General features: G+C 37.9%; 3 protein-coding genes. 2 read left to right on the top strand and 1 reads right to left on the bottom strand.

Annotated features, from left to right (window positions below):
- The first annotated feature begins 247 nt into the window (after window positions 1-247).
- Entirely contained in the window at window positions 248-409 is a 162-nt protein-coding gene (locus CXF95_RS29760) for a hypothetical protein (protein WP_157828254.1), read from the top strand.
- Window positions 410-610: 201 nt separating this feature from the next.
- Here CXF95_RS29760 and CXF95_RS26105 read toward each other — a convergent pair whose 3' ends face one another.
- On the bottom strand, window positions 611-1369 hold the full coding sequence (locus CXF95_RS26105) for an ISAs1 family transposase (RefSeq protein ID WP_101201393.1): 759 nt from the start codon (window positions 1367-1369) through the stop codon (window positions 611-613).
- 329 nt (window positions 1370-1698) lie between these two features.
- Here CXF95_RS26105 and CXF95_RS26100 point away from each other — a divergent pair, with 329 nt between their 5' ends.
- On the top strand, window positions 1699-1986 hold the full coding sequence (locus CXF95_RS26100) for a type II toxin-antitoxin system RelE/ParE family toxin (RefSeq protein WP_101201392.1): 288 nt from the start codon (window positions 1699-1701) through the stop codon (window positions 1984-1986).
- Window positions 1987-2043 lie beyond the last annotated feature (57 nt).

Here is a 2043-nt window from a genome sequence, read left to right as displayed (position 1 = left end):
CAAAATTCAAGACCTGACCCCGCTGTCCTCACAAAATACAAGACCTGACCCCGCTATCCGCTCCAATATCCGCTCCAAAATACAAGACCTGACCCCGCTATCCGCTTTGTCGATTAAATTATTGATTTAGATAACTTTATGAAACATGTTAGTACACGGGCAAGGTTGGGGTCAAGTCTTAGCCTTGTCCAATATGAAATAAGTCTGTAACTCTCATTCTGTCCATGATCATAGAATGAAAGAGCTCATGAATATTGAAAATTTAACCACCGTTGAAGCCCTTGATAGTTTTATTCAAGGTAACCAAACCGCAGTTATTACCGTTTTAGGTGATAAAAAAGAGCGATATCAATTCATTCAAAGTAAACTGATAAAGTTTTGCTACATCACATTATCTATCTCCAGTTAAAGCTATTATGTCTTAACCTTTTTATCTCTATAGATACAAACTTGAATCACTTTTTTTGCTAAATCAACGCCAACTTTAGTACGATACATATTGCGGACTCTCTATAATATATTTGTGTGGTAACGATTATATTACCCCACACTCCAGTGTGTGGGGGAGTCCAATTATCTAGGGTGGACGTATATATTAGTCCACGTCGTATTAGGTTGACCACGTCACATATGCAAAATTCAAGACCTGACCCCGGCCTTCAATACGGCCATGCCCTGAATCAATACTCTTATAAGTTTTTAACGTGCCCTCATAACTTTTAGGGGTATTTTCAAAGAATAAAATCACATCATCATGAAGGGTGCTTTGATTTCCTTTCAGTGCGGTTAAATCATCGGCGCCTTTACTTACGATCAGTTCAGCCGATTTCTTTTGTGTGTTTAATGCATCAGTTGTGATGATACTGCCTGTGATGTCTAAGTTTTTGAGTAGGGAAGGTAAGGCGGTTATTTCATTCGATTTTTCATCAACTTTCACTTGTCCAAGTGCCAGCTGATTATCATGTGACCATGCGCTAACCATATAAATAGCTGATTTATTAGATGACTTATCATGAGTGCGTCGAAGGCATTTACCGTCAATAGCGATCACATCGCCCGTGACATTTTTTACTATCTCTTTGATCCAGCTAGAAAAACAGGTTTGAAATTGCTCAGGATCAATTAAGGAAAAAATACGTCCCAAAGTATCATGAGACGGAATACCATTTTCTAGGGATAAATATTGTTCAAACCAAGTGCGTTTAATGTTGGCAAATTTTTCAATGGCAACCCAGCCATCACAGCCACAGATAACGGCACATAGGGTAATAAAAAAGATGTCATCTAATTTATGTAATTGTTTTCTTAGAAGACGAGGATCTTCAATGTCTTTGAAATGTTCGATAAGTGTGGGCTTGAATTTGGTCATTTCACGTCGCGTAAAGCGAAGTAATAGATCAAATTAGGGGATCTGTGTCAAGCCATTTTTAATGCGATTGCCCTACACGGACCGGGGTAAAGTCTTGTATTTTGCAAAAAAACTCAAAATCATAAGTCTGAAAATAAATTAAGTTTCTACCATCACCTTGTAAAGTCATATGCTAGAGAGTACCTACCCTGCAACTTCTAATCGTAATGACCGACTCATATCTTCTCTCGTCTAAACTAGATATGAATAAAATAACCATAGTTTAAAATAGAAGATATGCAAAATACAAGACCTGACCCCGCTATTCACTTTTTCTATATATAAAGTAAATGAGTAAATATCGCTTAACGGACGAAGCAAAAGAAGATTTGCGCAGAATCTACGAATATGGATATGAGGAGTTTGGTGAAGAACAAGCCGATGAATATTTTTACAGCTTCTTTGAAGCTTTTCTTAAAATTGCAGAATCACCCTTAATATATCAGTCTGTTGACAATATTAGACTTGGCTATAGACGCTGCCCACATCGTTCTGACGTAATTTACTATCGAATAAACCAAAGTACCATCGAGATCATGGCGATTATAGGTGGTCAAGATACAGATGTTTGGCTTTAGTAAATTTCTGCTTCACTTCCATAGCAGACAGTCACCACGGACCGCACGGACCGGGGT

This window comes from Paraglaciecola sp. MB-3u-78 (genome assembly GCF_002835935.1).
In the GTDB taxonomy this organism is placed as follows: domain Bacteria; phylum Pseudomonadota; class Gammaproteobacteria; order Enterobacterales; family Alteromonadaceae; genus Paraglaciecola.
This window is presented reverse-complemented; position numbering and strand designations above follow the sequence as displayed.